Annotated in this window: 6 protein-coding genes and 1 tRNA gene; 1 reads left to right on the top strand and 6 read right to left on the bottom strand. The window is 65.7% G+C overall.

Features of this window, described 5'->3' with window-relative positions; translation table 11 throughout:
• The first annotated feature begins 377 nt into the window (after positions 1 to 377).
• Positions 378 to 1,331 carry a hypothetical protein gene (locus CAL18_RS15990; RefSeq protein ID WP_094818294.1) on the top strand — a complete coding sequence of 318 codons (954 nt, stop codon included), beginning with the start codon at positions 378 to 380 and terminating at the stop codon, positions 1,329 to 1,331.
• Between the two features lie 125 nt (positions 1,332 to 1,456).
• On the opposite strand, the gene CAL18_RS15985 is transcribed toward CAL18_RS15990, so the two are convergent.
• The 6 genes from CAL18_RS15985 to CAL18_RS15960 form a co-directional block, all read right to left on the bottom strand.
• Positions 1,457 to 1,541 (bottom strand) — tRNA-Leu (locus CAL18_RS15985).
• Positions 1,542 to 1,602: 61 nt separating this feature from the next.
• Positions 1,603 to 2,646 carry an FAD:protein FMN transferase gene (locus CAL18_RS15980; protein WP_094818293.1) on the bottom strand — a complete coding sequence of 348 codons (1,044 nt, stop codon included), beginning with the start codon at positions 2,644 to 2,646 and terminating at the stop codon, positions 1,603 to 1,605.
• 14 nt (positions 2,647 to 2,660) lie between these two features.
• On the bottom strand, positions 2,661 to 3,206 hold the full coding sequence (locus tag CAL18_RS15975) for a nitrous oxide reductase accessory protein NosL (protein WP_094818292.1): 546 nt from the start codon (positions 3,204 to 3,206) through the stop codon (positions 2,661 to 2,663).
• Positions 3,203 to 4,033, bottom strand: coding sequence for an ABC transporter permease (locus CAL18_RS15970; protein ID WP_026638975.1), 831 nt, complete (start codon positions 4,031 to 4,033; stop codon positions 3,203 to 3,205). The genes CAL18_RS15975 and CAL18_RS15970 overlap by 4 nt, the downstream gene beginning before the upstream one ends.
• Positions 4,030 to 4,935, bottom strand: coding sequence for an ABC transporter ATP-binding protein (locus CAL18_RS15965; protein ID WP_094818291.1), 906 nt, complete (start codon positions 4,933 to 4,935; stop codon positions 4,030 to 4,032). Before CAL18_RS15965 ends, CAL18_RS15970 begins: the two co-directional genes overlap by 4 nt.
• Positions 4,932 to 6,227 (bottom strand): nitrous oxide reductase family maturation protein NosD, encoded by a 1,296-nt coding sequence (locus CAL18_RS15960; RefSeq protein ID WP_094818290.1) that lies wholly within the window; start codon positions 6,225 to 6,227, stop codon positions 4,932 to 4,934. The genes CAL18_RS15965 and CAL18_RS15960 overlap by 4 nt, the downstream gene beginning before the upstream one ends.
• Position 6,228 lies beyond the last annotated feature (1 nt).

The raw sequence follows: 6,228 nt of genomic DNA, 5'->3' as shown, positions 1-6,228 counted from the left end.
TGGGGCCGTCCGGCCCGTGATTGGAAACAGGCCATGATCCAGTTTGCTATCCTCTATGAAGATCGCTTCGTCCGTCCTTCCGTTTGATTTTTAACCCGCCTTAAACACGGAATTTCTGACAACCCCGAGTGATGGGGATACGTGGGTCACCGCAGACCGCTACAACACTCCGTTAGCCCCTGCTGCTTCGCCTTCCTCGGACCTCTTCCAGCCGGACCCTTACAGCCTCATCGGCCTCCAGATGCGAGGCTACCAAGTGTTGCCTGGAGATATGGCGAAGGATGACCGCGTATGGGTCGGAGGTGCATTCATCCGTATCACTGAGGCCCGCAAGAGCGGCCTCATCTAATCAACAAGACAACAAGGAAAGTTTCATCATGGGCAATTTTCAATCGTATTCGGTCGGTCAGGATGACGGCCAGCCGCTGGACGCTATCGACGCGGGTGGTTCACAGACTCTCGCAAATCAGAGCGGAGTCCATACCATCACGATCAACGGTAGCGAGGTCGTCACGTCTACCTCTGGCGTGACCAGCTTTGACACTGGTAAGGACTTCTCTCCGTATGCTCAGGAAGACTGGCGCAGCACCGCGCGGACTCCCCACGGCTCACCTACAAATGACATTAGCGATGACACCGTGGTGTCCATCGGTGGCGTGCCTGCTGCGGTGAGCACCTTCGTACAGACAGGCATCCTCATCAAACAGGGTGACGGCTATGTCCTGGCTGGTGGTGAGGACCAGCGGAGCGAACAGCCGCGAGGTGCCCAGCAGCCACAGCAGCAGCAGGGTGGCGATGATGCTGATTTGGCCGTAATGCCGGAGGAGGTTGTGAACGGCATTGACCAAGCCGCAGCAGGCATCCCACATGGAGCGATTCAGAACGGCATGGCGTCCGCTATCGCTGGCGCGATGGGCGATATTTCGATGGAAGACATCGCGGTAGGTGTGGCCCGCAGCACTGGTATGGAGTTGGCCGAGGCTCAGGGGCGGACTCAGTTCATCATTGATGCCTATCAGGCGCAGGCAGACTCGTTCCTGGCTTCTCAGATGGGACTGTCTCCCGCCGACCTTCAGGACTTCTACCAGTTCGCCCGAGAGCCCGATAACAAGGATGCCCTCAGGGTTGCCCTTGAGGGGCAGCTTTACGGGAATAGCATGTCCGGATGGCGTCCGCTGATCGCCCGATACATGGACCAAGTTGCACCCAGCGGGGACGCACTTCAGGCCCGAGGGTTTGAGACCAAGGTGACCGCTGAGGGTGAGCAGATGGTACGCATTCAGGGGACCTGGATGAGCACCCGAGCAGCAGCCCGAGCGGGCCTCATCTAAGCCGGAGCCTGACGGTAAAGCGTAGAGGTGCGGGTAAGGGGTGTGGTAATCTGCGTGGTAATTTCACCACTGCCACACTCCACCCTCTAGCATTCATGCGGCTTTGCGGGCCGTTATGAGGTCGGTGGTGCCCGGGGCCGGAATCGAACCGGCACGCCTTGCGGCGGGGGATTTTGAGTCCCCTGCGTCTACCAATTTCACCACCCGGGCACGGGGGGCGCGCAACCTGGGAAGGTTGGCTGGCGGAAAGCTGGCAATTATAAGCTGACTTTCAACTTTGCGCAGGTGGCGGGCTGCCCTGGACCTGGACGGTGCCGTCTGCCAGTACGAACCAGGCTGTCAGCCCCAGTTGCTGCACTAACGGCGCGGTGTCGGCCAGGGGCATGTTGGAGAACGCGGTGGACAGGGCGTCGGCCATGGTGGCGGTGCCGCCCAGTACCGATACGCTGCGATGGCGTGGTTGGGCGTGGCCGGTGTGGGGGTTGAACAGGTGGGTGTGGCGGCCGGCCGGGTCCAGCGGGGTGCCGTAGCCGCCCGATGTTGCCAGGGCCTGGTTACGGATGGCGACGGTGGTGTGGGTTTGATTGGGTTGGTCGGGCCGTGCCAGGCCTACGCGCCATGGGGCCGAGCCGGGCTGGTCGTCCAGGCCCCGGATTTCGCCCAGGTCGACCAAGGCGCGGGGCAGGCCGCCTGCGCGTAGCAGGTCGGTGATGCGGTCGGTGATGTAGCCCTGGGCGATGCCGTTCAGTGTCAGGGCCATGCCGGGTTGCTGCAGGCGGATGTGGCTGCGGCTGATGTGGATGTGTTGGTAGCCGACCCGTTTAAGGGCATCTTGCAGGGCGCGGGGCGCGGGGCCTGCGGGGTTGGCGCCAGCCTGCTGGAAGTGTTGCGCGTACAGGTTCCACAGGGGCTGCACGCTGGGGTCGAAGGCGCCGCCGGTCAGCCGGCTGTAGTGGGCGCTTTCGCTAAGCAGCCGCACCAGGTCGGCGGGCGGATGCGCCAGGTGGCCTTGCCGGTTGAGCTGGGCAAGGGCGCTGTCGTGGCGGTACAGGCTGAACAGGTTTTCCAGGCGGTGGATTTCGGCCAGGGCCTGGTGCAGCAGCCGCTGGGCAAATGCGGGGCTGGGGTGGTACAGGCGCAGTTCGGCGTCGGCGCCCAGGGCGACGCCGCGCCAGGTGATGGGGTTGATGCCTTGGGCGGGTTGGGGCCGGGAAGCAGCGTGCGCCAGGCACAGCGCGCCGGGCGCCAGGGACAGGGCCGCGGCGGCGGCGGTGATGCCGATAAAGCGGCGGCGGGCGGGCAGCGGGGTGCTCATGTTGGTCTCGACGATCAGGGGGCCGCGACGGGCGGCTGTTGCGAGAAGATGTAGCTTTCGGGTATGTCGGCAAAGCCCAGCACGCGGCCGCCGTGGATCTGGGCGAACGCTTCGGCCTGGCTGCGCTGGCTGAATGGCATGGCGTCTTCGGCGCCCATGCCGCCGATGTAGCGGCTTTCGATGACGTAGTGGGCCTGGCGGGCGTCTATCCAGGCGGCGGGATCGGGTTCGCGGCCGAGTTCGGCGCCGGCCATGTCGTTGACGTAGATGGCGCGGATGGTTTTGGGTTCTTCGGGCAGTACGGTGTAGGCGAAGACTTGCTTGATGGCCGAGAACCATACGGGCGTGTCGCGCCCCTGCAGGAAGATCTGGCCTTTGGGGCCGGTGTGTTCGTCAAGCGCCATGCTGCAGTAGTGGCCGACGGCGTCGGCCAGGTTGGTGTGGGGGGCTGGCATGTCGGCCGCCTGTTGGGTGTCGTTGCCGCAGGCGGCCAGGGTGGCCACCAGCAGCGCGCCGGCCAGCAGCCGGGCGGGGCGGCGAAGGTGGTGCAATGGGTTCATAGGGATTTGCGTTGAAAGCACAGGGCCGCCAGCAGGAAGGGAACGGCGATCCACAGCAGTTGGGCCAGTGCCAGGGTGGACACGGCCAGGCTGGCCTGGCTGCCGACGCCTGCCATGCCGGCGTACATGGCGATGTTTTCGAAGCCGGTAAGGTTCATCAGCCGGTAGACATCGGATGGGTTGAGCAGCAGCAGGATGTCGAGTACTGCGGGGGTGACGCTGCGGCCCTGGTCGGCGGCTAGCAGGCCCAGCAGGGCCATGTCGTAGATGACGACGAAGAACAGCCAGACGGCGATGGCGATGCCCGCCGCGGTGGCGCGTTCGCGCACCAGGGTGCTGATGAGATAACCCATGGCCAGGAAGCTGGCGCCCAGCAGCACGCTGGCGGCGATCAGCATGGCGAAGGGGCGCCATGCGGCGGCGTCGGCACCGCCGTGCAGCCACTGCAAGGCCAGGCCGGCAAAGCCGTAGCCGGCCGTGGTGGCCAGGGCCAGGATGGCCAGGTGCCCGATGAATTTGCCTACGATGACTTGCCAGCGCGATACGGGGTAGCTGAGCAGCAGGGCCAGCGTGCCGCGGTCGATTTCGCCGACGATGGCGTCGTAGGCCAGCAGCATGGCGATGAGCGGCACCAGGAAGATCGACAGGCTGGACAGGCTGACGACGGTGACGGTAAGCGGATCGACCTTGACGTCGCCGGTGGGCGCGCTGCCCAGCAGGCCCAGGGACAGCGCCAGCGCGGCCAGCAGCAGCGCTGTGGCCAGCACCCATCGGTTGCGCAGGCCGTCGCGGATTTCTTTGCCGATGATGGCGAGTACGGCGTTCATGATGGGGTCCGTTCGAGCAGGTGCGCGTAGATTTCGTCCAGGCCGGGCGCGTGGACGTCGATATCGGCAATGGGCAGGCTGATGGCCCCCAGGCCGCGCAGGGTGTCGACCTTGCTGGCTTCGGTGCACAGGCATTCAAAGCGCGCGGGCGCGGTTTGCTGCCAGGGGTGGGGCAGGGCATGGGCGGGCGCCGGTTGCGACAGGGTGACGGCGATACGCAGGGGGATGCCGATGGATTGGCGCAATTGTGCAAGCGTGCCGTCGGCGATTTTGCGGCCGCGCTTCATGATGATGACGCGGTCGACCTGGGACGCGATTTCGGCCAGGGCATGGGTGCTGATCAGGACGGTGGCGCCGGCGTTGCGCAGTTCGCGCACGATGTCGTAGAACATCAGGCGCGAGGCCGGGTCCAGGCCGGTGGTGGGTTCGTCCAGCAGCAGGATGCGGGGCTGGCCCAGCAAGGCCTGGGCCAATGCCAGGCGCTGGCGCATGCCTTTGGAATAGCCGCCCACGCGCCGCCGGGCGGCGTCGGCGATGCCCACGCGCTCGAGCAGGGCGGCGTTGCGGCGCACGGGCTGGCGCTTGAGGCGGGCGTAGAAGTCCAGGGTTTCGGCGCCGGTCATGGCGGGGTGCAGCGCCACGGTTTCGGGCAGGTAGCCGATGTGATGGCGCAGGCGCGCGGCCTGGCGGCTGGCGGCGTCGTGCCCCATGAGCAGTACGCGGCCCTGGGTGGGGCGGATAAGCCCCAGTATGAGCTTGATCAGCGTGCTTTTGCCGGCGCCGTTGTGGCCGGCCAGGGCGACGCATTCGCCGGCCTGCAATTGCAGATGCACGCCGTCCAGCGCGCGATGGGCGCCGTAATGCCGGGCGGCGGCGGCAAGTTCGACTTGCGTGGTAGTCATGGCGATGCTTCTGGTGAAACGGCGGCCGGCAGCGGCGGCGGGCGCATCAGGGGCGCGCTGTCGATGACGCCGCCGGGCAGCAGTGCGGGAAACTGTGCCTGCGCCCAGCGCACGATGGATACGGCCGGGCTGTTGAGCAGGATGCGCGCGGCCGGGGCGCGCCAGAGGATCTGGTCGATGATGCCGTTGGGGCGATATGCCGTGTCGGCAATGCCGTCGCCATCGAGGTCGAAGGCGGTGTTGTCGCTCCAGTAGTTGCCCCGGCCGTCGCGAGACCAGTCGATGACGCGGGTGCCCACGTACTTGACCTGGTTCTGGTTGTTGATGAACGCGTTGCCGGATATGGTGTTGCCGTCGGATCCGGCGGTGAAGTGAATGCCGATGTCGCAATCCTGAAAGTGGTTGAGTTCGAAGCGGTTGTTGTTGGCGTTGTACAGAAACGCGCATTTGCCGCCGCCGCGCACGCTGTTGCCGGTAATGGTGGCGTCGTTGGCGTAGTTGAACATCAGGCCCTGGTCGCGGCTGCGCAGCGCGACGTTGTTGCGCACCACCAGCCGGTGCGAATACATGATGGCGTAGCCGATGTCGTTGTCTTCGGAAATGTTGTCGCTGACTTCGCTGTCGTTGGTGTACATGTAGTGCACCGCATAGCGCAGCTGGCGGAAGCGGTTGCCGCTGAACAGGTTGTTTTTGCTGGTGTTGGAAAAGATGCCGTCGCGCCCGGCGGATATGTCGTTGTTCAACACCCGGCTGCCGGGGCTGTTCCATACGGATACGCCGTTGCCCCGTTCGGACATGCGCAGTTCGGTGTTGCCGACGATGCGGTTGGCGCGTACCAGGGCGGCGGTGGGACCCCATACGTACACGCCCATGAGGTTGTCGATGATGTCGTTGTGCTCGACGACGGCGTGGTGGGCCGTGCGGTCGAGGAAGACGCCGGCGTCCATGTCGGGCAGGCTCAGCCCCGACTGGCGGATGCCCAGGTGGCGCAGGGTGACGTGCGGCGCCTGCACCCATACGGTGCGGCCGCGGCGCTCGCCTACGATGACGGCGGACCGGTCGGGCGGGCCTTCGAGCGTAAGCGGTTTGGTGATGACCAGGTTGCCCGGGTAAGTGCCGGGCGCCAGCTGCAAGACATCGCCTTCGCCGGCATTCGATACGGCCTGCTGCAGATCGGCGCCGGGCGGTACCTGAATGGCGGCCGATGCCGCCGTGCCGGGCAGGGCAAGCCCGGCCAGGACGGCGGCGATGGCGGCTGCGCCGCGCAAGGCGGCGCGAGGCACATCAGGCATG

It is taken from the genome of Bordetella genomosp. 7 (assembly GCF_002261415.1).
Taxonomy (GTDB): Bacteria; Pseudomonadota; Gammaproteobacteria; order Burkholderiales; family Burkholderiaceae_B; genus Bordetella_A.
Note: the sequence above shows the minus strand (reverse complement) of the source record. Positions and strands in the feature narration are given on the sequence as shown.

Coding starts and splice junctions, on each gene's coding strand:
- CAL18_RS15990 (WP_094818294.1), top strand. CDS start 378: ATGGGCAATTTTCAATCGTATTCGGTCGGTCAGGATGACGGCCAGCCG.
- CAL18_RS15980 (WP_094818293.1), bottom strand. CDS start 2,646: ATGAGCACCCCGCTGCCCGCCCGCCGCCGCTTTATCGGCATCACCGCC.
- CAL18_RS15975 (WP_094818292.1), bottom strand. CDS start 3,206: ATGAACCCATTGCACCACCTTCGCCGCCCCGCCCGGCTGCTGGCCGGC.
- CAL18_RS15970 (WP_026638975.1), bottom strand. CDS start 4,033: ATGAACGCCGTACTCGCCATCATCGGCAAAGAAATCCGCGACGGCCTG.
- CAL18_RS15965 (WP_094818291.1), bottom strand. CDS start 4,935: ATGACTACCACGCAAGTCGAACTTGCCGCCGCCGCCCGGCATTACGGC.
- CAL18_RS15960 (WP_094818290.1), bottom strand. CDS start 6,227: ATGCCTGATGTGCCTCGCGCCGCCTTGCGCGGCGCAGCCGCCATCGCC.